Origin of the sequence: Rhizorhabdus antheiae, from assembly GCF_049889055.1 — a bacterium.
Classification (GTDB): domain Bacteria; phylum Pseudomonadota; class Alphaproteobacteria; order Sphingomonadales; family Sphingomonadaceae; genus Rhizorhabdus.
In genome coordinates this window covers 103828-125621 of the sequence record NZ_JBLTWO010000010.1, presented here as the reverse complement: position 1 = coordinate 125621, position 21794 = coordinate 103828, and the positions used below count along the sequence as shown (strand labels likewise).

18 protein-coding genes are annotated in these 21794 nt (G+C 66.7%); 13 read left to right on the top strand and 5 right to left on the bottom strand.

The genetic code is table 11. The features are described 5' to 3' along the window. Window positions 1-21: 21 nt before the first annotated feature. Window positions 22-2148: a TonB-dependent receptor gene (locus ACNI3R_RS17470; protein ID WP_426185691.1), complete on the bottom strand. Its 2127-nt coding sequence runs from the start codon at window positions 2146-2148 to the stop codon at window positions 22-24. A gap of 222 nt (window positions 2149-2370) precedes the next feature. Beyond that, window positions 2371-3126 (bottom strand): SDR family NAD(P)-dependent oxidoreductase, encoded by a 756-nt coding sequence (locus tag ACNI3R_RS17465; protein WP_426185689.1) that lies wholly within the window; start codon window positions 3124-3126, stop codon window positions 2371-2373. A gap of 175 nt (window positions 3127-3301) precedes the next feature. Here ACNI3R_RS17465 and ACNI3R_RS17460 point away from each other — a divergent pair, with 175 nt between their 5' ends. The 10 genes from ACNI3R_RS17460 (at window position 3302) to ACNI3R_RS17415 (ending at window position 13354) form a co-directional block, all read left to right on the top strand. After that, complete coding sequence (locus tag ACNI3R_RS17460) at window positions 3302-4840, top strand: glucose 1-dehydrogenase (protein ID WP_426185687.1); 1539 nt, start codon at window positions 3302-3304, stop codon at window positions 4838-4840. Between the two features lie 116 nt (window positions 4841-4956). Further along, on the top strand, window positions 4957-5721 hold the full coding sequence (locus ACNI3R_RS17455) for an enoyl-CoA hydratase/isomerase family protein (RefSeq protein ID WP_426185685.1): 765 nt from the start codon (window positions 4957-4959) through the stop codon (window positions 5719-5721). A 12-nt stretch (window positions 5722-5733) separates the two neighbouring features. Continuing rightward, on the top strand, window positions 5734-7338 hold the full coding sequence (locus tag ACNI3R_RS17450; protein ID WP_426185683.1) for an acyl-CoA synthetase: 1605 nt from the start codon (window positions 5734-5736) through the stop codon (window positions 7336-7338). Between the two features lie 3 nt (window positions 7339-7341). Further along, window positions 7342-8070: an SDR family NAD(P)-dependent oxidoreductase gene (locus ACNI3R_RS17445; RefSeq protein WP_426185681.1), complete on the top strand. Its 729-nt coding sequence runs from the start codon at window positions 7342-7344 to the stop codon at window positions 8068-8070. Between the two features lie 11 nt (window positions 8071-8081). Next, window positions 8082-8612, top strand: coding sequence for a Rossmann-fold NAD(P)-binding domain-containing protein (locus tag ACNI3R_RS17440; RefSeq protein ID WP_426185679.1), 531 nt, complete (start codon window positions 8082-8084; stop codon window positions 8610-8612). 58 nt (window positions 8613-8670) lie between these two features. Then, window positions 8671-9453 carry an IclR family transcriptional regulator gene (locus tag ACNI3R_RS17435; protein WP_426185677.1) on the top strand — a complete coding sequence of 261 codons (783 nt, stop codon included), beginning with the start codon at window positions 8671-8673 and terminating at the stop codon, window positions 9451-9453. 114 nt (window positions 9454-9567) lie between these two features. Continuing rightward, on the top strand, window positions 9568-10455 hold the full coding sequence (locus tag ACNI3R_RS17430) for an SMP-30/gluconolactonase/LRE family protein (RefSeq protein ID WP_426185675.1): 888 nt from the start codon (window positions 9568-9570) through the stop codon (window positions 10453-10455). 78 nt (window positions 10456-10533) lie between these two features. Further along, entirely contained in the window at window positions 10534-11712 is a 1179-nt protein-coding gene (locus ACNI3R_RS17425; protein WP_426185673.1) for an acyl-CoA dehydrogenase family protein, read from the top strand. A gap of 11 nt (window positions 11713-11723) precedes the next feature. Next, window positions 11724-12836: an acyl-CoA dehydrogenase family protein gene (locus ACNI3R_RS17420; RefSeq protein ID WP_426185671.1), complete on the top strand. Its 1113-nt coding sequence runs from the start codon at window positions 11724-11726 to the stop codon at window positions 12834-12836. After that, a complete protein-coding gene (locus ACNI3R_RS17415; protein ID WP_426185669.1) occupies window positions 12833-13354 on the top strand; it encodes a nuclear transport factor 2 family protein in 522 nt (173 codons plus the stop codon). Before ACNI3R_RS17420 ends, ACNI3R_RS17415 begins: the two co-directional genes overlap by 4 nt. Before the next feature lie 43 nt (window positions 13355-13397). Here the strand turns inward: ACNI3R_RS17415 and ACNI3R_RS17410 are convergent, their stop codons facing one another. Genes ACNI3R_RS17410 through ACNI3R_RS17400 form a run of 3 tightly spaced genes read right to left on the bottom strand, consistent with a single transcriptional unit; the run spans window position 13398 to window position 17455 of the window. Beyond that, on the bottom strand, window positions 13398-14492 hold the full coding sequence (locus tag ACNI3R_RS17410; protein WP_426185667.1) for an NADH:flavin oxidoreductase: 1095 nt from the start codon (window positions 14490-14492) through the stop codon (window positions 13398-13400). 35 nt (window positions 14493-14527) lie between these two features. After that, on the bottom strand, window positions 14528-15733 hold the full coding sequence (gene pcaF / locus ACNI3R_RS17405; RefSeq protein ID WP_426185665.1) for a 3-oxoadipyl-CoA thiolase: 1206 nt from the start codon (window positions 15731-15733) through the stop codon (window positions 14528-14530). Between the two features lie 45 nt (window positions 15734-15778). Next, the gene (locus ACNI3R_RS17400; protein WP_426185663.1) at window positions 15779-17455 is read right to left on the bottom strand and encodes a long-chain fatty acid--CoA ligase; all 1677 of its coding nucleotides are present in this window, start codon (window positions 17453-17455) and stop codon (window positions 15779-15781) included. 270 nt (window positions 17456-17725) lie between these two features. Here ACNI3R_RS17400 and ACNI3R_RS17395 point away from each other — a divergent pair, with 270 nt between their 5' ends. From ACNI3R_RS17395 to ACNI3R_RS17385, 3 genes are read left to right on the top strand one after another with little or no spacing between them, the layout of a single operon-like run. Next, complete coding sequence (locus ACNI3R_RS17395; protein ID WP_426185661.1) at window positions 17726-18874, top strand: acyl-CoA dehydrogenase family protein; 1149 nt, start codon at window positions 17726-17728, stop codon at window positions 18872-18874. 29 nt (window positions 18875-18903) lie between these two features. Beyond that, the gene (locus tag ACNI3R_RS17390; protein WP_426185659.1) at window positions 18904-20937 is read left to right on the top strand and encodes a 3-hydroxyacyl-CoA dehydrogenase NAD-binding domain-containing protein; all 2034 of its coding nucleotides are present in this window, start codon (window positions 18904-18906) and stop codon (window positions 20935-20937) included. A 49-nt stretch (window positions 20938-20986) separates the two neighbouring features. Continuing rightward, window positions 20987-21757: an enoyl-CoA hydratase/isomerase family protein gene (locus ACNI3R_RS17385; RefSeq protein ID WP_426185657.1), complete on the top strand. Its 771-nt coding sequence runs from the start codon at window positions 20987-20989 to the stop codon at window positions 21755-21757. The last annotated feature ends 37 nt before the right edge of the window (window positions 21758-21794 follow it).

The following is a 21794-nucleotide window of genomic DNA, read 5'->3' as shown; positions in this document are numbered from 1 at the left end:
CTTTCCGAAATGGCGAGTCGATCAGAGCTTGAAGGTGACTTCCGCGCCGAGCACGCGCCCCTTGTTGATCGACGAGAAGGTCGAACCTGCGAAGAAGGGCAGAGGCGACACATTGCCCTCGGTCTGGTCGTCGAACAGATTGTTACCGTAGATCGAGAACTTCCAGCGACCATCGGGTGTTTCATAGGCGGCGGTCAGGTCGATCATGTTGGCCGATGACAACTGGCCGGTATTGGCGTCGTTCGACCAGGAGGCGTCGCGGTGGGCATAGCTCACCCGCGCGGTGAACTCGCCGCCATTGGGCAAGTCATGATCGAAGGTCGCGCTGGCGCCATAGGTCCAGGGCGAAAGGCGCGGCGGCTTGAGCGCGAAGTCGCGGGCGTTGATCACGCCATCGGCGGTCAGGTCGAAGAATATCTTCTTGTACTTGGCGTTGGTGTAGCCGAACTGGCCATTCAGCGTCAGGTGCTTGAACGGGCGCAGCGTCGCTTCGGCTTCGACACCCTGCAGGCGCAGATCGGCCGAGTTGCGGATCACCTGGGTCGTACCGATCGGCAGTACGGGCGTGATGATCTCGCGCTGCATCCCCAGCACCGTATTGTGGAAGGCGGCGAGGTTCAGGCGCAGCGTGCGGCCAAAATCGCGCTTCAAACCGACCTCGAACGAGTTTTGCTTCTCTGCATCAAACGGGCCCGGTGCGACGCTCGCATTGCCGTTGCGGAAGTTATAGCCGCCGCTGCGGAAGCCGCGTGCGAAGAAGCCGTAGAGCTGCGTTTCGCTATCCGGCTGCCACTGGACGCCGAGGCGGAAAGTCGGATCGCTCCAGCTCTTTGAATCCCGGAAGCCGTAATTGGTGCAGCCCTTGAGGACGAACGGGTCGCAGAGATTGCCGATCAGGTTGGCAACGCGAACCTTCTTGCGCTCGTAGGAATAGCGCAGACCCGCGTTCAAGGTGATCGTGTCGGTCGCATGCCAGTCAGTGGAGAAGAAGGCGCCGAGCGTCTTCTGGCGCTGGACGCCGCCGCCAGAGATGCGCAGCGCACCGCGCGCAAGGCGGCGAAGCTCGACATAGTCGATCTTCTGCTGGAAGAAGTAGAGGCCCGTCGTCACGTCGAACCGGCCGAAGGTGCCGGCATAGCGGAGCTCGTTGCTCCACTGATGCTGACGGGTTAGTGTATCCGCATGGAAGGCGTAGCTCGGTGAGGAGTCGATGTCGCTCGTGACGAAGCCGTCATAGGCGCGATAGGCGACCAGATTGGTGATCTTGCCGTCACCGAAGGCCGTGTCGAGATTGGCTTCGAGCGAAGCCTGGTCCCAGTTATTGCGGGTCACGCCTTCCTCGTCGACGCTGATGCCGAAGCTTTCGCGCGGGAAAAGGCCGAAATTGCTGACGACGGCGCCGTCGCCGCGGATGCGGCCATGTTCGTAACGACCCACGATGTCGAGCGTTTCGGTCGGCGTGAAGCGCAGGGCCGAACGGATGATCATCGTGCGCGCCGCGCCGAAGTCGTTGTTGCCGTTGAACTTGTTGTAGAACCAGCCGTCGTCGTCATTGTAATAGACGGCGATCTTGGCGGCGAGTTTGTCGGTGACGATCGGGCCCGAGACGACTGCGCTGGCGATCTTGTTGAGGCCGGTTTCCACCGCGACGCGCGCATTGACCGACAATTCGTTGCCGGGGGTCGAGGTGCGCACGACCACCGCGCCGCCGGTGACGTTGCGCCCGAACAGCAGGCCCTGCGGACCGCGCAGCACTTCGACGCCCTCGAGGTCGAAGGTGTCGAACAGGATGCCGGCGCTGATGCCCATATAGACGCCGTCGACGAAGACACCGACGGTCGGATCGATCGACGGGATCGAGCTGTTGATGCCCAGGCCGCGGATCGAGAAATTGGCGAAGCCCGGCGACGTGCCGACGTCATCGAGCTGGACGTTCGGAGCGCTATAGCTGAGACTGTCGAGCGTGCGGACATGCTGGTCGGCGAGTTGCCTCGCGCCGAAGGCGGTCACTGCAAACGGCACCTGCTGGACATTTTGCGCTTCGGCCCGCTTGGTCGCGGTCACGACGATGTCACCGAAAACGGAACCGTCCTCGGCCTGTTCCTGCGGCGCCGCAGTCTGCGCCATCGCGGTTGCGGAAAACGCCATAAGCGCACACCCGCCGCACAGCGCGGCCAGCGTTTTGAGTCGAGCCCCCATCATCCATCTCCCCGAATATTGCCTATATCAAAAGCCGACTGCCGAATTCGCCCTCTTTTGGGGAAGAGGGGCGTCAGGTGCCGGTCTGCCTGGTGACACTGCTGGATGACGCGGCGGATTGGCAATCGCGGCTTTCCACAGCGCGCTATAATCACAAACGCGATTGCCTCGTCATCGGCCGAGCCGATGCCCTATCCCGCCATCGACCGCGATCGACTGACCGGTGATGAAGCCCGCGCGTTTGCCCGCCAACCACAGTGCGGTTTGCGCAATGTCGGCGGTTTCGCCGAGGCGTCCGAGCGGTGTCTGCTCGACACGGAGCGCCAAATTGTCTTCCGACAATATGGCGAGCACGCCTTCGGTGGCGACGGTCGAGGGCGCGATGGCGTTGACGCGGATGCCCTTGGGTCCCAGTTCCACCGAGGCGGCGCGTGTCAGGCCGTCAACTCCGGCTTTGACCGCCGAATAGAGGATGCTGCCGCGGCTGCCGAGGCGCCCGGCCATCGAGCCGATGTTGATGATCGAGGAACCCGAAGCCATGTGCGGCGCGGCGGCCTGCATACCCCAGACGATGCCCGCGAGACCGACGCCGGTCATTCGCGCGAAGGTCTCGGGCGTGATGTCCTCCAGCGGATCGTAGCGGTTCCACATCGCGTTGTTGACGAGGATGTCGACGCGGCCGTGGCGGGCCACGCAGTCCGCCATCGCCGCAGCGACGGCGTCGCGATCAGACACGTCGGCCGCCAGCCCGACGGCGTCGCCGCCGCGCGCGACGATCTCGTCGGCAGCGGCCTGTGCCCAATGTTGCTTGAGGTCGAGCAGCACGACTTTGGCGCCCTCGTCCGCGAATAGCTCGGCCATGGCCTTGCCCAGTCCGCGCGATGCGCCGGTTATGACCGCAACCTTGTTCTCGAGTTCCCGTGCCATGTTCGCTCCTCTCGGACTCGTCCCCTAGGACCGGTCGGTGCAGCGACGGGTGCATTTCCACAGCCTGCGGGGAACTATCGCCAGCTTGATAGTTGAAAATGGGCGGAGTGCCCGTTTGACAAGCGGCGGGCGCGAGACTGCTCTCCCGGAGAAATTCGCAGCTGGAGAGTGGAACATGAGCGACGACATGGAAAGCCGGGAAGGCGCCGTCGTGCTGGTGACCGGAGCCGTTCGCGGTATCGGGCTGGCCTGCGCCCGGCGCTTTGCTGCCGCCGGGGACAGGGTCGTCATCGCCGACCGCGATCCGGCCTGTCATGCGATGGCGGCCAGCCTCGGCGCCGCGCACATGGGCGTGGAAATGGACGTTTCCGATCCTGTATCGGTATCGCACGCACTTTCCATGATCGAGGCGCGATACGGTTCCGTCGATATCCTGATCAACAATGCCGGCATCGTCGATGCCCAGGCGCGTCCCTTTCTGGACGTTCCCGCCGATGTCATCGACAGGCTGATGGCGGTCAATCTCGACGGCCCCTTTCTGCTGGCGCGCGCCGTCGTGCCCGGCATGACGCAGCGCGGCGGCGGGGCGATCGTCAATATCGGGTCGGGCGCGGGGGTGCGGGCGCTGCCCGGCCGTGCCGCTTATGGGGCGACCAAGGGGGCGCTGCTCGGCCTGACGCGGGCGCTCGCGGTCGAACTCGCGCCGGCCGGCGTCCGCGTCAACGCCGTGTTGCCGGGCTATACCGACACCGACATCATCAGTGCGCTCGAGGCCGAGGGTCGCTTTCAACGCGAGCATATCGCCGGGGCGATTCCGCTTGGCCGGCTCGGACGCCCCGAGGAAGTGGCCGAAGCCGTGTTCCGCGTCGCGCGGCTGGGTTTCTGCACCGGCGCCTCGCTGCCGGTCGACGGCGGCGTGGATGCCTTCGGTGCCGCGTCGAAGGCGTCCAGCAGCGTCGCACCGCAAGGACCGCAGGATGGTGCAGTCGTCATCACCGGGGGCGCCAAGGGGATCGGCGCGGCGACGGCGGCCCTGTTTCTGGCGCGCGGGCATCGGGTGGCGGTCATCGACAAGGACGAGCATGCCCTGGCAACCGTACCGACGGGCATTCTGCCGCTCCGGGCCGACGTGACCGATGGCGGAGCGATGTCCGCCGCCTTCGCGGAGGCTGTCCGGCAATTGGGCCCGGTCTCCACTTTTGTCGCCAATGCCGGCGCTGTGGATGCCCTGATCCCGACCGCCGAGCAGGACATCGCCGAGTTCCGGCGGATCGTGGCGATCAATCTGGGCGCCGCGATGCATGGCGCGCGGGCGGCCGCCGCCCATATGAAGGGGCAAGGCGGTGGCGCGATCGTCAACATCGCGTCGATTGCGTCGGTCCTCGGACTTCCGGCGCGCAATGCCTATTGTGCGGCCAAGGCGGGCGTTGTGATGCTGACCCGCAGCCTCGCCTGCGAACTGGCGACTTTCGGCATAAGGGTAAACGCGGTCGCGCCCGGCTATATCGAGACGCCCGGCGTCGCGCGGCTGCTGGAAAAGGGCGAGCGCAATGCCGATGGCATAATTGCCCGGACCCCGCTCGGTCGGCTGGGGCGGCCGGAAGAGATCGCCGAGGCTGTCGCTTTCCTCGCATCCGAGGCTGCGTCCTACGTAACCGGTGCGACGTTGGCGGTGGACGGAGGCTATGCCGCCGACGGGCGGGCTGCACTCTGATCCTCGTGGGGGCGCGGCCTGGATCGATCGCATATGAGATACTGCCGCGACCCTCTCCGCTTCGATGTGTCTCGCAACCGTCAGGGCATATGTCGCCCTGCAAAGGAGATGGAGCTATGAGTCAGGTCAGGCTGGACGTGTCGGATTATGTGGCGCTGGTCACGATGGACAATCCGCCGGTCAATTCCCAGAACATGGACTTCGTCGAGGAAATGACGGCGGTCTTCGACAGCTTCAACGATCGCGACGACGTACGCGTCGTCGTGCTTACCGGCGCTGGCAAATGCTTTTCGGCCGGCGCGGACCTGAAGAACCGTCCTGATCTTTCGCAGCCCGGCGCGCGCTGGGCGCGCAATCGCAAGGTCCGCGAGATCAGCTATGCGATCGCAGACAACGCCAAGCCGACCATCGCTGCCGTCAATGGTCCTGCGCTGGGGGCAGGCCTCGGCCTCGTCGCCAGCTGCGACATCATCGTCGCGTCGGAGGCGGCGGTCTTCGGCCTGCCCGAAGTCGACGTCGGGCTGATGGGCGGGGGAAAGCATGCCGCGCGCATCCTGCCGCATTCGCTGGTCCGCCGCATGATGCTGACGGGCTACCGCGCTCCGGCCGCCGAACTCTATCGCCGGGGGATCATCGAAGCCTGCCTGCCGCACAAAGAACTGCTGCCTTTCGCGATGGACATGGCGCGCACCATCGCGAGCAAGAGCCCGCTGGCGACGAAGCTGGCCAAGGACTCGATGCGCACGATCGAGAATATGACGCTGCGCGACGGCTATATCTACGAGCAGGGGAATACCGCGCTCCTGTCCAAGTCGCACGACGCCGCCGAAGCTGTGGCCGCCTTCGTCGAGAAGCGCGCGCCGAACTTCACAGGCCGCTGAGGGGCGCGGGCCATGGGCTGGGCGAGCGACTGGAACTTCGGTGATCTGCTGGACGCAACCGCATCGGTCGTACCGGCCGATCGGCCGGCGATCATCCATGGCGACCGCGTCATCACCTGGGGCGAGTTCGATGCTCGCACCAACCGGCTGGCCCGTGCGATGCTGTCGGGCGGATTGCAGACGGGTGACCGCGTTGCCATCATGGCGCGGAATATTCCCGAGTTCATCGAGATTTCCTGCGCTGCGTTCAAGGCGCGGCTGACGCACGTCAACATCAACTATCGCTACACCACGTCAGAGATCGAGTATGTCCTGGCCGACTGCACGGCGGCGGCGCTGTTCTACCAGGCGGAATTCGCGCCGGTCGTCGCGCCGATCGATGGACGCCTCGATCATCTGTTGCTGTCGGTCCAGATCGACGGCAGCGGCGACTATGGCGCAATGGTCGAGGAAGGTGACGGCTCGCCACTGGACGTCGCGCGATCACCCGATGACGGCTATCTGCTCTACACAGGCGGCACGACGGGCAAGCCCAAGGGCGTTATGTGGCGCGCCGCCGATGCGCGTCGCGTTCAGCTCGAATCGCCGGTAATTAAGACGGCGATACTGTCGATGGACGACCATATCAGCCAGGTCGCGAACAATGTGGCGCCGGGGCGGGTGTTGCCGGCTTGCCCGCTGATGCACGGCGCTGGCCTCAACAGCTGCATGGCGGAACTGATCATGGGCGGCACGGCGCTGCTCCTGGCAAAGGATCGCTTCGACGCCGAGGAACTGTGGGACGTCGTCGACCGCTGGCAGGTCACTCGCGTCCTGATCGTCGGTGATGTTTTCGCCCGTCCTATGGCGCAGGCGCTCGCTGCCCATCCCGGCCGATGGTCGCTCGCTTCTATGCGGGTGATCTCATCGGCGGGGCTGATGTGGAGCCGCGAGGTCAAGCAGGAGCTGGTCCGCCTGATCCCGCAGATTGTGCTGGTCGACATTCTCGGTGCCTCCGAAGCCTCGGGCCTCGGCTATGCGGTGACCACCGCGACCCAGGAAACCCCGACCGGCTTCTTCGAGCCGGGCCGCCAGACCGTGATCATCGATGTCGAGAGCGGCAAACCGCTGCCCGATGGCGTGCCGGGCGAGGGCTGGCTCGCGCGCCGGGCCCCGTTCGCCAAGGGCTATTATGGCGATCCGGACAAGACCGCCGCGACCTATCCGGTGATCGACGGGGAACGCTATGCCGTGCCGGGCGACATTGCCGAACGGATGCCCGACGGGCTGATCCGGCTGGTCGGGCGGGGCAATCTCTGCATCAACAGCGGAGGCGAGAAGATCTTCGTCGAAGAGGTCGAGGAGGCGCTCAAGCGGGCACCGGGGATCGAGGATGCGATGGTGGTCGGGGTTCCCGACGAGCGCTGGGGCAAGGCGGTCGTGGCACTCGTCCGGACCAGCAGCGGCTTCGATCGCGATACCGTCCGCGCGGCGCTCGAAACCGACCTGGCGCGCTACAAGCTGCCGCGTCGCCTGATCGAGGTGGCCGAGATGCCGCGCCACGCAAGCGGCAAGGCCGATTATCGGCGCGCGCTCGACCAGCTCGGCCCGATCCTCGCCGCCGACCCGCTGAACTGACCGATGGCACGGCCTCAGGCAATCGTGACCGGCGGCGCGCGCGGGATCGGCAATGCCGTCGCGCGGATGCTCGCAGGGCAGGGCTGGTCGGTCACCATGTTCGATCGCGATGCGGCGGAGGTAGCCGCAGCTGCGGCCGAAGCGGTGAGAGAGGGCTTCGACATCGCCGGCCGCGCTGTCGACATAACCGATCGCGCGGCGGTCGCGGACGCGATTGCGGCCTTCGACAGGCTAGACCTGATCGTCAACAATGCCGGCATCGCCGCCGAACTGCTGCCCTTCGCACAACTCCGCCGCACGGATTTCGACCGCATGCTGCGGGTGAATGTCCATGGCAGCTTCGTGGTGGCGCAGGAGGCGGCCAGGCGGATGGCGGGCGGGGCGATCGTCAACATCGCGTCGCGCGGCTATCTCGGCGGGGCAGGCGCGGCCCATTATGTCGCATCGAAGACTGCGGTGGTCGCAATGACCCGGGCGATGGCTGTCGAGCTGCGCTGGCGGAAGATCGCGGTCAACGCGGTGGCCCCCGGCATGGTCGAAACGCGCATGATCGCCGACTTCACCGACGCGATGCGGGCTCAGCTGACCGCACTCGAGCCGAGCGGCTCCCCGCTCGCACCGCGCTCGATCGCATCGGCGGTCGCCTATCTGGCGTCCGAGGACGGGCGAAAGCTGAGCGGGCAAGTGATTCTCGTCGATGGCGGCAAATCGCTCGGCGTCGAGCCACTCTGACGGGACCGATCATGACACACAGCCTGCTGGCGCTCGGCGCGACCAGTTTTCTTGCGGACATGCACCAGGCCATGGCCGCACTGCTGTCGCCCGAGGTCGCGGAGCGCAGCGTGCTGGTGGATGCCACTTCACCCCGTAGCGGGACGCCCTTCCTCGACCTTTCCGATGCCGATTTCGAGCAGGGTTTTCTGACGCCCGCGCTCGATTTGACGGATCATCTGCATTCGCTTCCGCCAGAGCGGACCAGCGTCCTGTTGCTGGGTTCGGTGGATCATCTGGGAGAGTGGCACGCGGTGCCCGCTGCAGCGCTGGCGGGTTTCGCGATCGGGCTTATGCGCTCGCTCGTGCTGGAGCGAATGCAGGCAGGCCTGGTCGTCAACATAATCGCCTTTCCGAGAGACAGGACGCGCCTGCCGGACGGCTGGATCGGGCAGGCCGCGCAACTGGGCGCCGCGCTGCTGTCTGCGGGCGGCATCAACGGCCATGTCCTGCCCTTCGACGGCGGCGCCAATTTGAGGATGACCAAGGCCCGGCGGCGGTAGTAGGACGGTCCCAACGATGCGCACCGCTTCGGCACGGTGACGCGCGCAGGGATAGGCTATGCTGGCTGGCGTCAAGTCCGCGCTGCGGACGTTCGAGATCATGGAGCTCTTCGCGGAGCGCCGCACGCCGCTGCCGTTGCACGAGATACACACCACGCTCGGCTATCCCCAGTCGAGCACCACCCAATTGCTCAAGAGCATGGTGGGCGCCGGCTATCTTAATTATAATCGCGAGACGCGCACCTACCTGCCGACCACCCGCTTCTCGCATCTCGGCAGCTGGCTGCCCGGTTATATCCAGGCGTCCGGCGGCTATCGCGAGATGATCAGCGAGTTGCAGCGCCGGACCGACGAGACCGTCGCGCTGGTGACCCAGAACGACCTTTTCATCCAGTACGTCATCCTGCTCACGCCCTCGCACGAGTATAAGATGGCGCCACGCGTGGGGGCGATGCGCAAGCTGGTCGATTCCTCCTCGGGGATCGCGATGATGTCGCGGATGGACGACGCAAAGATCGACAAGCTGCGCCGCTATTCCAACGCTTATGCGACCGACGACAGCGAACGGGTGTCGCTGACCGAGTTGATGCAGCAGATCGGCCGGGTTCGGGTGCTCGGCTACTCGCATGTGCCCCACCGGCCTACAATGGAAGTCTCGTCGATCGCGATGCCGCTCGACGCGGATCTCTACGGTATCCCGCTGGCGATCGGGGTGGGGGGATTTGCCGAACGGATCGACGACAATCGCGATCGCATCGTTTCGATCATGCGCGACATCATCGCCGAGTTCGAACAGGGCGCCTTCGCCCCGTCGCCCATGCCCGAGGGCGACGACGACTGATCGCCGGGCCGACCGCCATCGCAGACGTGATAGTGCGCGCGCCGGAGCGATCCGCGAACGGAGCGCGCCAGGCTCTGCCTAGAATATCCGTTCGATAGGAGAGGACAGGGCATCATGGCCGACATCGCATTTCTGGGCGAGCACCGCTGCAAGCTGGGCGAGAGCCCCTTGTGGGATGCACGCAACCAGTGCCTCTGGTGGGTCGACGCGCGCGCCATGGCGATCTTCGCCGCAAAGCCCGACGGCACGCTGCTCTCGCGCCGGGACTATGCCGAACTTCCCGGCAGCATCGCGCTGGCCGAAGATGGCCTGCTCGTCGCCTTCGCCGATCGCTTCTGCCTGGTGGACGCGGCGGACGGCTCTGTCCGCGAACTCGCTGCCCTTGCGCGTCCGTCGGGGTCTACCCGCTTGAACGACGGCAAGCTCGATCGCCAGGGCCGCTTCTTCTTCTGCGGAGAGACGCAGCTCGACGACGTCTCTACCGGACGGTTCTGGCGGCTGGGATGCGACGCCTTGCCGGTCGCACTGGCCGATGGAATACGGATCGGCAACGCGATCTGCTTCTCGCCCGACGGCAGAGAGATATTCTTCGCCGACAGCCTCGACGGTTTCATCCGCCGGCATCGGTACGACGCCGCAACCGGCGTGGTCGGCGAGACCGTCGGGCGCATCATGCTGGACGGCATCGGCAAGGCGCCCGATGGCGCCACGATCGACGCCGACGGCAATCTGTGGATCGCGCTGGTCCTCGACCAGGCAATCGCCTGCGTGTCGCCGAACGGCGCGCTGCTGCGCCGGATCGAGGTGCCTATGCCTTTCCCCTCCTGCCCGGCCTTCGGCGGGCCCGACCTCGACATTCTCTTCGTCACCAGCATCGGCGATTCGGGCCGGCATCTCGTCACCGACCATGCCGACGGCGGCCGCATCCTGGCGATCCGTGATTGCGGTGCGCGCGGTATCGCTGAAGCGCGCTTCGCGACGCCCGATCACATCCGGGATTAATCACCGCCGGACGCACTTCCCCTGCCGATCGGGGCGGCCGACGCATTAGCGTCTGCCGTTCAATACAGGGCAGATGGAATGAAGCTGGAACTCGATGCATCCGACCGCGCCTTTCAGGAAGAGGTGCGGGCCTTTTTTGCCGACAGCATCCCCGAGGAATGGCGCACCCGTGTCAGGGCGGGTCTGCGACTGAGCCCCGAGGAACTGACCGCCTATCAGAAACGCCTCGCCGCGCGGGGCTGGGGGGCGCCGACCTGGCCGGCCGAATATGGCGGGACCGGCTGGTCACCCGTCCAGCAATATATCTTCTGGAAGGAAGCCGCTGACGCCGATGCGCCCGCGCAGTTCCACCAGGGGCTGGAGCTGATCGGTCCGATCATCTTCACTTATGGCAGCCAGGAGCTGAAGGACCGCTACCTGCCGCGCATCATCAATGCCGACGACTGGTGGTGCCAGGGCTATTCCGAGCCCGGCGCCGGGTCCGACCTCGCTGCGCTGCGCACCCGCGCCGTCCGCGATGGCGATCATTATGTCCTCAACGGGCAGAAGGCCTGGACCAGCTACGCCCATGTCGCGTCGCACGTCTTCGTCCTGGCGCGGACCTCCGACGAACCCAAGCGCCAGCAGGGCATTTCGCTGCTGCTGCTCGACATGAAGACGCCGGGCATAACCGTTCGCCCCGTCGCGACGATGGACGAGAAGCATCACACCAACGAGATGTTCCTCGACGATGTGCGCGTGCCGGTCGGCAATCTGGTTGGCGAGGAAGGGCGCGGCTGGGAATATGGCAAGGTTCTGCTCGACCGCGAGCGCATGGTCACCGCCTCGGTTGCGATCTTCCTGACCCAGACGATCCGCGGCATCAAGGAAGCGGCGAGCCGCCGGACGATCGGTGGGGTGCGCCTGATCGACCAGCCGGGTTTCCGCAGCAAGCTCGCCCAGTTCGAGATCGAAGTGATCGCGCTCCAGACGATGATCCTGCGGTTGATGGCCGATGCCAGCGCCGGGGTCGATTCCGGACCGCGCGGATCGATGGTCAAGCTGCGTTGGTCGCAGCTGACGCAGCAGGGCACGGCACTGTGGATCGGCGCGCTCGGCCCCGAGGCCGCCCATTTTGCACCGCTTGGCGAGGCCGGCGTTCCCGCCGACATGCCCTATGCGATGCAGGGCGCGCTCTATGCGCGCGTGACGTCGATCTATGGCGGGTCGAGCGAGATCCAGCACAACATCATCGCCCAGCGCGCGCTGCGGCTCTAGGAGGTCGTTCGGTGGACTTTCTCTATTCGGACGAGCAGCGGATGCTGCTCGAAAGCGCGGATCGTTTCGGTCTCGACAATTTCCCCGCGACCGACCGGCTGAAGCTGCTCGCCGAGGGCGAAGCGGGGGTGCGACGGACCTGGTCAATGATGGCCGAACTCGGCTGGCTGTTGCTGCCGATCGCCGAGGACCAGGGCGGTCTCGGTGGCGGTCTGGTCGAGGTGATGGCGCTGCAGGAGTCGCTCGGGCGCCATCTCGTGCCGTCGCCCTTCGTCACCTCCTGCGTGCTCGCGCCCGCTCTGCTCGAAGGCGCCGGTGATGCCGCGAGCGAGCTGCTCGCAGCGATCGGCGCGGGCGAGGCGATCGTGGCGGCCGGCCTGCTGGAGGCCGATGGTGGTTACGACCTGCACCGGGTGGCGCTCGCCGCGCGGTCGGCCGAGGGGGGCCATGTCCTGTCCGGCGCCAAATGCCATGTCGAGGACGGGGCCGATGCCGGCTGGTTCCTGATCTCGGCGCGCACCGCAGGCGGCGTCGCCGAGCGCGAGGGGATCAGCCTGTTCCTCGTTCCGGCCTCGGCGCCCGGTCTGACCGTCCACCGCTTCCGCGCGATCGACGGCCATCGTCACGCCCGGATCGAATTGAACGACGTGCGTGATGCGGTGCTGATCGGCGATCGGGACCAGGCGTTACCGGTGATCGAGGCTGCGGTGGCGCGGGCGTCCTGCGCCTATCTGGCCGAGGCCACGGGGTCGATGGAGAGCCTGTCGGCGATCACGCTCGACTATCTGCGCACCCGGCACCAGTTCGGCAAGCCGATCGGGTCGTTCCAGGTCCTTCAGCATCGCATGGTGGACATGGTCATCGCTTGCGAGGAAGCTCGCGCGATGATGCTGCATGGAACGCTAAACCACCATCTCGGCGCCCAGGAATGGCAGCGGGCTGTCGCGGCGGCGCGGGTGCGCGTCGGGGAATGCGGCATCTATGTCGGGCAGCAGGCGGTGCAGCTCCATGGCGGCGTCGGGTTCAGCGATGAACTTATCGTCAGCCATCATCTGAAGCGCCAGATGATGCTGGCGCAGGCCCATGGTTCGATCGATTTTCATCGGGGAAGGTTCGCGGCATGACGATTTCGCTGGAAGACAGCATCCGTGAGCTGCTCGCGCGGGAAGCGATCCGCGATTGCCTCTATCGCTATTGCCGGGGGATCGACCGGATGGACGAGGCGGCGCTGCGGTCGGCCTATTGGCCCGATGGCGAGGACCGGCACGGCCCCTATCAGGGGAGCGCAGAGGGCTTCATCGACTGGGCGCTCGCCACGCTGCCGAGCATCGAGCGCGGCATCCACCAGATCCACAATATCCTGATAGAGTTTCGCGAGGGCGGGGCGGCGGTCGAGAGCTATTTCTCGGCTTTCCAGCGTCAGCCGGGGCCCGAGGGCGGGATGAAGCAGTGGGACATGAAGGGCCGCTATCTCGACTGGTTCGTCGAGCGCGACGGCGAATGGCGCGTGCTCAGGCGGCAGGTGGTGTTCGACTGGGTCGAGGAAATGCCGCTGCCGACCGCGAGCGAAGCCGAACGTTTCGGCTTGCGCCAGCCGATCGGATCGCGCTGGCCCGACGATCCTGTCTATTCGATCGGCTGAGCGGGAATGGGGAGCGCCGGAGCGTTCCCCGCCCCGCAGGACATCAGACCAGGCTGGCGAGGGCCTCGCGCGAGAAGGGGCGGATCTCGTCGACCTTTCCGTCGCGGATCTTGGCCGCCCATTCGGGATCGCCGATCAGCGCACGGCCGACCGCCACCAGATCGATCTCGCCGTCCGCCAGCATCTCTTCCAGCCGGTCGAAATGCCCGGCGTCGACGTCCGGATCGACCCCGGTGCGCGTCACCAGAAACTCCTCGCTGAGCCCGACCGAACCCACCGTGATGACCGTCTTGCCGGTCAGCTTCTTGGTCCAGCCGGCGAGGTTGAGCCGGCTGCCGTCGAACTCGGGGGTCCAGAAGCGGCGGTTGGAACAGTGGAAGATGTCGACCCCCGCATCCGCCATCGGCACGACAAAGGCTTCGAGCTCCTCCGGCGTGGCGAACAGGCGGGCGTCATACTCCTGCTGCTTCCACTGCGAGAAGCGCATCGAAATGGGGAAGTCGGGCGCGGTCCGGCGGCGGCATTCGCGGACGATCTCCAGGCCGATCCGGTAGCGGTCGGCGCCATAGGCGTCGTCGCGGAGGTTGGTGGGCGCCCAGAAGAACTGGTCGACCAGATAGCCATGCGCAAAGTGGAGTTCGATCCCGTCGAAGCCGATTGCCCGGGCGTCGGCGGCCGCCTGCCCGTAAGCGAGGATGATCCGCTCGATCCGTTCGGCGGTCAGCGCATCGCCATTGGGCTGGTCGGGCGCGAACAGGCCCGAGGGAGAGACCGCCGGGACTTCGGGCGTGCTCGTATTTTCGGCTTTGCGTGCGGCGCCGACATGCCATAGCTGGGGGAAGATGCGCGCGCCGGCCGCGTGAACGGCGTCGCAGATCGCCTGCCAGCGCGGCAGCGCATCGGGGCCATGAAAGACGGGGATGTTGGCTTCTGCGAGCGCGGCGGGATCGTCGATCGCCGTGCCCTCGGTGATGATCAGGCCTACGCCCGCAGCGGCGCGGCGGGCATAATAGGCCAGCACATCGTCGCCGGGCAGGCCATCGGGGCTGAAGCGCCGGGTCATCGGCGCCATGACGATGCGGCTCGGCAGCGTCAGCGGACCCTGGCGAAAGGGCTGGAAGAGGGTATCAGCGACCATGATGCGCTCCGCTATGCAGGATATGTGGAGGTCTGTCAGACCCGTTCGATCGCGAGGGCAAGGCCTTGGCCCACGCCGACGCACAGCGTGGCGAGTCCGCGCCGGCCGCCGCTGCGCTCGAGTTGGTTCACCAGCGTCGTCACCAGCCGGGCGCCCGACATGCCGAGCGGGTGGCCGAGCGCGATTGCGCCGCCCTGCGCATTGACCTGGGGGGCGTCGTCGGGAAGGCCGAGCGCGCGCAGCACCGCCAGCGCCTGGCTGGCGAAGGCCTCGTTGAGTTCGATCGCGTCATAATCGCCTATGCCATGGCCGAGGCGCGCGAGCAGCTTGCCGACGGCATCGACCGGGCCGATGCCCATGATGCGCGGCTCGACGCCCGAACTCGCCATGCCCAATATCCGGGCGCGGGGCGTCAGGCCCTGGGCGCGGGCGGTCGCCTCATCGGCGACGATCAGCGCGGCGGCGCCGTCATTGACCCCCGATGCATTGCCGGCGGTGACGCTGCCGCCTTCGAACAGCGGTGCCAGCCGGCTCAGCTGCTCGACCGTGGTGTCCGGGCGGCCATGCTCGTCCTTAGCAAAGCGCACGGTTTCGCCGCGCTTCCGGCCAGGGACGTCGACCGGCACGATCTCGGCCTTGAACAAGCCTTCCGCTTGCGCACGTCCGGCGCGCTGCTGGCTGCATATGGCGAAGGCGTCCTGGTCGGCGCGGGCTATGCCGAACCGTTCGGCGACATTCTCGCCCGTGCGGGGCATCGATTCGCTGCCATAAAGGCGGTCCATCGCGGGATTGACGAAGCGCCAGCCGATCGTCGTGTCGAACATTTCCTGCGATCGTCCGAAGGCGGTCGTCGCCTTGCCCATCACATAGGGCGCGCGGCTCATGCTCTCCACGCCGCCGGCAAGCGCGAGCGCCATTTCTCCGGCGCGCACTGCGCGGGCGGCTGTCCCGATCGCTTCGAGGCCCGAGGCGCACAGCCGGTTGAGCGTCACGCCCGGTACCGAGGCGGGAAGGCCCGCCAGCAGCAGGCTCATCCGCGCGACGTTGCGATTATCCTCTCCCGCCTGGTTGGCGCAGCCAAGGAACACCTCCTCGATCGCGGCCGGGTCGAGCGATGGGTTGCGCTCCAGCAGGGCGCGGATCGGAACGGCGCCGAGATCGTCGGCACGGACGCTGGAGAGCGATCCGCCGTAGCGGCCGATAGGGGTGCGGATCGCGTCGCAGATGAAGGCTTCAGGCATTGTGATGTCCGGAGAAAGGAGAGGGTGTCGAAACGGATCGGCGCTTTACGCCGACCGGATCAGATGATCGCCGAAGCGCTCACGCAGCGCATATTTCAGCAGCTTGCCGGTCGCGCTGTGCGGCAGTTGGTCGACGACAATGATGTCGTCCGGCAGCCACCAGCGCGCGACCCGCGCCTCCAGATGGCGCAGGATCGCATCCTTGTCGAAGTCGGCACCGGGCCGCAGCGTCACGAGCATAAGCGGGCGTTCCTGCCAGCGCGGATGGGTCGCGCCGATAACGGCCGCTTCGGCGATGCCGGGGAAGGATTGCGCGGCGTTTTCCAAGTCGATCGAGGAGATCCATTCGCCGCCCGACTTGATCACGTCCTTCGACCGGTCGGTGATCCGAAGGAAGCCGTCGGGGGTGATCTGCGCGATGTCGCCGGTGTCGAACCAGCCATCGCTGTCGGTGGCGGAGGCGTCGCGCCCGAAATAGCGGTCGATCACCCATTGGCCGCGGACCTGCAGCAGGCCGGTGGCGGTGCCGTCATGGGGCAGGGGTACGCCCTCTTCCGACAGGATGCGGATGTCGACGCCATACATGACGCGGCCCTGCAGGGCCTGGAGCGCGGTCAGTTCGGCGCCTTCGAGTCCCTGCTGATGGGCGAGCGGGCGGCAGACGGTGACGACGGGGCTGGTCTCGGTCATGCCCCAGGCCTGGATGACGTCGATCCCCAGAAGCGCACGGAAGCGCTCGATCAGCGCCGGAGGCGGTGCCGCGCCGCCGATGAAGACCCGGTCGAGCGCGAGAGCGGAGCGCGCATCGGCATCCAGCCGCTCGACATGGTCGACGAAGCTCATCCAGACGGTCGGCACGCCCAGCGCGAAGGTCGCCTTCTCCCCGGCCATCAGCGCGAACAGCGAAGCCGGGTCGAGCGCGGAGCCCGGCAGGGCGAGTTTGGCCCCGCACATGGCCGCGGCAAAGGGCACGCCCCAGGCGTTCACGTGGAAGAGCGGCGTTACCAGCGCGATGCAGTCGCGTGCGGAGAGCGCCATCGAATCGGCCGTGCAGGCCGACAGGCAATGGAGCACGGTCGAGCGATGGCTGTAGAGCACGCCCTTGGGATCGCCGGTCGTGCCCGAGGTATAGCAGAGCGTCGAGGCGGCATTTTCGTCGACTTCAGGCCATTCGGCCATGGGCTCCGCCCCTTCGACCAGCTCGTCGAACGAGACCAGATTCGGGAGGCCGCTTTCGGGCATCTCGGAGCGGGCGCTCAGCACTATGATCCGCTCGACCGAGGTCAGGCGGTCGACGATCGGCTCGACGAGGGGGAGCAGATCCGGATCGACGCAGAGCAGCCGTGCCCCGCCATCGTTGAGGATATAGACGAGGTGATCGGCGTGGAGGCGCGGGTTGACGGTGTGGAGCACATGGCCCGCCGAGGTCACCCCGAAATAGAGTTCGAGGTGCGGCATCCGGTTCCACGCCAGCGTGGCGATACGGTCGCCCTGGCTGATCCCCAGCCGCGCGAGCGAAGAGGCGATCCGTCCGGCCCGGTCCCGCACCGCCGCCCAGTTGGCGCGTTCCAACTGACCGTCATGGCGGCGCGCGACGATTTCGCGGCGGCCGTGATGCAGGGCGGCATGGTCGATCACCGATCCGATCGTCAGCGGCCTCGCCTGCATCAGGCCGCTCAAGGTGGCTGCGCCGGCAGGCGCTCCGAACCTGGGCAAAGACATGTGCGCTCGTCGATCCTCTCTCCAACAGTGCGATTCACTCTTCCACGGGCACACCGCCAATTCGACCGGATCGCACGCACTGGCGCGACTATCGCGGACGTGATGGCAGGCGGCCGCGCCGACATGGAGGTATCGCATACGGAATAGCGGCAGGTGGAAGGGCGCCGAAATTGCGTCGCAGCCCTTCCGCAATAGGGTCCGCTGGTCTTTGCGTCCGGAGCGGGTTCGACCGGCTCCGGACCGTCCCGCCCGTACGGATGAGTGAACCGGATGCCCCTCGACAGCGAAACCTTCGATCTTCTGCTCGGCGCGGTCCGCCGCTTCGTCGACGAAAGCCTGATCCCCGCCGAGGCCGAGGTCGCCGAGCAGAACCGCATTCCCGATACCATCGTCGCCGCGATGCGCGACCTGGGCCTGTTCGGCCTGTCGATCGCCGAGGATTTTGGCGGCCTGGGGCTTACGATGGAGGAGGAGGTCCGCGTCGTATTCGAGCTGGGTCGGGCTTCGCCGGCCTTCCGCTCGATGGCGGGGACCAATATCGGCATCGGATCGCAGGCAATCGTGATCGCCGGCAGCGACGAGCAACGCCGCCATTATCTGCCCCGCCTCGCCTCGGGTGAGATCATCGGCAGCTTTGCCCTGACCGAGCCCGATGCCGGGTCCGACGCAATGTCGCTGCGGACCCAGGCGCGCCGCGACGGCGATCATTATGTGCTGAACGGCACCAAGCGCTACATCACCAACGCACCGATCGCGGGCCTCTTCTCGATCATGGCGCGGACTGGGGAGGGAAGCGGCGCCGACGCCATCTCCTGCTTCCTGGTCGAAGCCGGAACGCCGGGGCTGGTGATCGGCAAACCCGACAAGAAGATGGGCCAGGCGGGTGCGCTGACCAGCGACGTCATCCTCGACGACTGCCGTGTGCCCGCGTCGACGCTGCTGGGCGGCATCGAGGGGAACGGCTTCCGCACGGCGATGAAGGTGCTCGACAAGGGGCGGCTCCACATAGCGGCGCTGTGCATCGGCATGGCCGAGCGCCTGATCGCCGAAGCCGCCGGCTTTGCGACGACGCGCAAGCAGTTCGGAGAAACGATCGGCAGCTTCCAGCTGGTCCAGGCGATGATCGCCGACAGCCAGGCGGACATGCTGGCGGGCCGGGCGCTGGTGCTGGAGACGGCACGCCAGCGCGACCGGGGCGAGCGGGTCACGATGGAGGCAGCCTGCGCCAAGATGTTCGCCTCGGAAATGCTCGGCAAGGTCGCCGACCGCGCCGTCCAGATCCATGGTGGGGCGGGCTATATGGCCGAATATCCGGTCGAGCGTTTCTATCGCGATGCGCGCCTCTTCCGCATCTTCGAAGGCACGACCCAGATCCAGCAGCTGATCATCGCGCGCGAAGTCCTTCGCCAGTTCGCCTGACGGCAATCCAAGACAGCGAGACCCGATCCATGATTTCCACGACCCTCGACGGCGGCATCCTCGTCGTCCTTGCGGACAATCCGCCGGTCAATGCCCTCGGCGCTGCGCTGCGGGCAGCGCTCCATGATGCGATCGTCCAATCCGCGAGCGACCCTGCGGTCGAGGCCGTCGTGATCGGCTGCGCCGGTCGCACCTTCTTCGCAGGCGCCGACATCCGCGAATTCGGCCAGCCGCAGCAGGAGCCATCGCTGGTCGCCCTGATCGCGGCAATCGAGGCATCGGAGAAGCCGGTCGTCGCGGCGATCCACGGCAACGCGCTGGGCGGCGGGCTGGAGGTGGCGATGGCGTGCCATTACCGGCTCGCGACCGCACCGGCGAAGCTCGGCCTGCCAGAGGTCAAGCTGGGCCTGCTGCCCGGCGCCACGGGGACGCAGCGGCTGCCCAGGCTGGTCGGCATCGCAGAGGCTTGCCGGATGGCGGTGTCGGGCGATCCGGTCGATGCGCCGGCAGCTGCCCGGATTGGCCTCGTCGATCGCATCGTCGAGGAGGCCGATCCGCTGCCCGGCGCCATCGCCTATGCGCGAGAGATTGCCGGCAAGCCGTTCGTGCGGACGCGCGACCGCGCGGTTACCGGCGATGCGGGGGCCATCGAAGGCTATTTCGAACGCAACCGGTCCAAGCTGCGTGGTCTCGATGCGCCGATCGCGATCCGCCGCTGCCTCGAGGCGGCGATGACGTCGCCATTCGACGAGGGCGTGGCGCTCGAGCGCGAGGGATTCGTCCGGCTGCGCGATGGCGATCAATCCAAAGCGCTGCGCCATTATTTCTTCGCCGAACGCGCCGCCGCCAAGATCGACGGGCTCGATGCCGCCGCCGCGGCTTTGCCGGTGCAGAAGGTCGGAGTCATCGGCGCCGGCACGATGGGCGGCGGAATCGCAATCAACTTCCTGATCGCAGGCTTCGACGTGACCATCGTCGAGCAGGACCAGCAGCGGCTCGATGCGGGTGTAGCGCTGCTGCGGGACAATCTGGCGAAGACCGCGCGGCGCAAGGGGCTGGCCGCCGACCGGGTGGACGCCATGATGGCGCGGCTCTCGCCCAGCCTGTCCTACGCGGCGGTGGCCGACTGCGATCTGGTGATCGAAGCGGTGTTCGAGCTGATGGACGTCAAGAAGTCGCTGTTCGCGACGCTCGATGGCATCGTCAAACCCGGTGCGATTCTCGCCTCTAACACCAGCTATCTCGATCTGAACGAGATAGCGGCCGTGACCGGCCGCCCGGAATCGGTCGTCGGGCTCCATTTCTTCTCGCCGGCCAACATCATGAAGCTGCTGGAGGTCGTGCGTGGTGCCCGCACGTCAGATGCCGTTCTCGCCACCGCGATGCAGCTGGCGCGGCGGATAGGCAAGATCGGCGTCGTCTCGGGGGTCTGCTACGGCTTCATCGGCAACCGGATGCTGGCCGCGCGCCAGCGTCAGGCGATGAAGCTGATCGAGGAAGGCGCCAAGGTGGTCGAGGTCGACCGGGCCCTGACCGACTTCGGTCTGCCCATGGGGCCGTTCCAGATGACCGATCTTGCCGGCCTCGACATCGGCTGGGATCCGCGCACAAGCGCCGGGCGTACGATCCGCGAGCGACTGTGCGAAGCCGGGCTGCGCGGGCAGAAGAACGGCCGGGGCTTCTACGACTATGACGCCGAGCGCAACCGGACCCCGTCGCCCGAGGCGAAAGAGATCATCCGCCGCTTCGCCGAGGATCATGGCGTTGCCCAGCGCAGTATCGATGCGAACGAGATCGTCGAGCGGCTGCTTTATCCGATGATCAACGAGGCCGCGCTGATCCTTGAGGAGGGTATCGCGCAGCGCGCGTCGGACATCGATGTGGTGTGGGTGAACGGCTATGGCTGGCCGGCCTGGCGGGGAGGGCCGATGTTCTGGGCCGGGCAGGTGGGGCTGGTGAAGGTCGTCGACGGGCTGCGCCGTCATGCGGCATCGCTGGGACCGGACTTCCGCCTGTCCGACCGGCTGGTTCAGGCAGCAGAGTCCGGCGTGGCACTGTCATGAAGCCAATGTGCCACCGATTGGCGCGCGATGATGAAGGAGCGTGGGCGTAATGCGTGATGAGGCCATGATCGATCTCGAACGCGGCGAAGATATTGCCTGGCTGCGCCTGAACCGCCCGCATCGGCTGAACGCGCTCACGACCGAGATGCGGCGTGAGTTGCTGCAAACCCTCGAGACGGTGCGGGCTGATCCGCCGCACGTCCTGATCGTTACCGGAAACGGTCGGGGTTTCTGTGCCGGGCAGGACCTCGGCGAGCGGCTGGGCCAGGTCGAGCGTGGGGAGGAGATCGACCTGCGCGCGTCGCTGGCCGACACCTATAACCCGGTCATCCGGGCGCTGGGCGACCTGCCCTGCGTCACGCTGGCAGCGATCAACGGGGTCGCGGCGGGGGCGGGCATCGGCATCGCGCTGGCCTGCGACATGGCGATCATGACCCGCTCTGCGACGCTGGCGCTCGCCTTCGGCAAGATCGGCCTTGCGCCCGATGCCGGGGTGAGCTGGCGCCTCGCCCGCCAACTGGGGGAGGCGAGGGCGCTGGCGCTTGTGCTGTCGAGCGCGGTGATCGGGGCCGAGCAGGCGGTGGCCTGGGGGTTGGCGGCGCAGCTGGCTGAGGATGAAGTCTTCGCGAGCGATGTTGCGGCACTGGCCCGCCAGTTGGCGACCGGCTCGATCGAGGCGCAGCTCGCCACCCGGCGCCTCGTCCGCGATCCCGCAGCCCATCTGGACGATCAACTGGCGCGGGAGGCGGAAGAGCAGGGCGTGCTCGGTCGCACCGACTATTTCCGGAACCGGCTGCGGTCCTTTTCCGCCAAGGCGTGAGAAAGCGGCATTCGGGCAGCGAGTCGCTCTCCGCCAG

Excerpts from the sequence above, each read along its gene's own strand:
- ACNI3R_RS17470 (WP_426185691.1), bottom strand. The coding sequence starts at position 2,148 with ATGGCGTTTTCCGCAACCGCGATGGCGCAGACTGCGGCGCCGCAGGAA.
- ACNI3R_RS17465 (WP_426185689.1), bottom strand. The coding sequence starts at position 3,126 with ATGGCACGGGAACTCGAGAACAAGGTTGCGGTCATAACCGGCGCATCG.
- ACNI3R_RS17460 (WP_426185687.1), top strand. The coding sequence starts at position 3,302 with ATGAGCGACGACATGGAAAGCCGGGAAGGCGCCGTCGTGCTGGTGACC.
- ACNI3R_RS17455 (WP_426185685.1), top strand. The coding sequence starts at position 4,957 with ATGAGTCAGGTCAGGCTGGACGTGTCGGATTATGTGGCGCTGGTCACG.
- ACNI3R_RS17450 (WP_426185683.1), top strand. The coding sequence starts at position 5,734 with ATGGGCTGGGCGAGCGACTGGAACTTCGGTGATCTGCTGGACGCAACC.
- ACNI3R_RS17445 (WP_426185681.1), top strand. The coding sequence starts at position 7,342 with ATGGCACGGCCTCAGGCAATCGTGACCGGCGGCGCGCGCGGGATCGGC.
- ACNI3R_RS17440 (WP_426185679.1), top strand. The coding sequence starts at position 8,082 with ATGACACACAGCCTGCTGGCGCTCGGCGCGACCAGTTTTCTTGCGGAC.
- ACNI3R_RS17435 (WP_426185677.1), top strand. The coding sequence starts at position 8,671 with ATGCTGGCTGGCGTCAAGTCCGCGCTGCGGACGTTCGAGATCATGGAG.
- ACNI3R_RS17430 (WP_426185675.1), top strand. The coding sequence starts at position 9,568 with ATGGCCGACATCGCATTTCTGGGCGAGCACCGCTGCAAGCTGGGCGAG.
- ACNI3R_RS17425 (WP_426185673.1), top strand. The coding sequence starts at position 10,534 with ATGAAGCTGGAACTCGATGCATCCGACCGCGCCTTTCAGGAAGAGGTG.
- ACNI3R_RS17415 (WP_426185669.1), top strand. The coding sequence starts at position 12,833 with ATGACGATTTCGCTGGAAGACAGCATCCGTGAGCTGCTCGCGCGGGAA.
- ACNI3R_RS17410 (WP_426185667.1), bottom strand. The coding sequence starts at position 14,492 with ATGGTCGCTGATACCCTCTTCCAGCCCTTTCGCCAGGGTCCGCTGACG.
- pcaF (WP_426185665.1), bottom strand. The coding sequence starts at position 15,733 with ATGCCTGAAGCCTTCATCTGCGACGCGATCCGCACCCCTATCGGCCGC.
- ACNI3R_RS17400 (WP_426185663.1), bottom strand. The coding sequence starts at position 17,455 with ATGTCTTTGCCCAGGTTCGGAGCGCCTGCCGGCGCAGCCACCTTGAGC.
- ACNI3R_RS17395 (WP_426185661.1), top strand. The coding sequence starts at position 17,726 with ATGCCCCTCGACAGCGAAACCTTCGATCTTCTGCTCGGCGCGGTCCGC.
- ACNI3R_RS17390 (WP_426185659.1), top strand. The coding sequence starts at position 18,904 with ATGATTTCCACGACCCTCGACGGCGGCATCCTCGTCGTCCTTGCGGAC.
- ACNI3R_RS17385 (WP_426185657.1), top strand. The coding sequence starts at position 20,987 with ATGCGTGATGAGGCCATGATCGATCTCGAACGCGGCGAAGATATTGCC.